At 61.5% G+C, this 488-nt stretch carries 1 protein-coding gene; it reads right to left on the bottom strand.

Annotated features, from left to right (window positions below; genetic code table 11):
* Nucleotides 1-59 precede the first annotated feature (59 nt).
* On the bottom strand, nt 60-488 hold a 429-nt coding region (locus G3I17_RS41925), incomplete at its 5' end, for a TOBE-like domain-containing protein (protein WP_164604509.1).

The following is a 488-nucleotide window of genomic DNA, read 5'->3' on the forward strand; positions in this document are numbered from 1 at the left end:
AAGCCCCAGGCATAAAAAAGCCCAGGACCAATCATGGGCTTTTCATAATCAAGGGCGACTCAGATATCCGACACCTTCTGCCAAACCTTCGGCCGGAAGAACAATGTCTCCGCCCGCGGCAACCCGATCAGGCTGTCATGGTCCTTGACCACTTCGGCCTCGATCAGCTCGCTCTGCCCTTCCACCTTCAAGGTCACCCGCGTGGTCGCGCCCAACGGCCGGATATCCCGCACCTCGGCCGCATGGTGCCCTTCGGTCTCGTGCCGCGCCAGCGACACTTCGTGCGGGCGGAACAGTACCTGGTGTCCTTCGCTCAGGGCCAGGCGGTTGGAGTCACCGAGGAAGTGGTAGACAAAATCGTTGGCCGGGTGCTCGTACACCTCGCCCGGGGAGCCGATCTGCTCGATCACCCCCTTGTTCATCACCACGATGCGGTCAGCCACCTCCATGGCCTCTTCCTGGTCGTGGGTGACGTAGACCGAAGTCAG

The organism is Streptomyces sp. SID13031 (genome assembly GCF_010548305.1).
Classification (GTDB): Bacteria; Actinomycetota; Actinomycetes; order Propionibacteriales; family Kribbellaceae; genus Kribbella.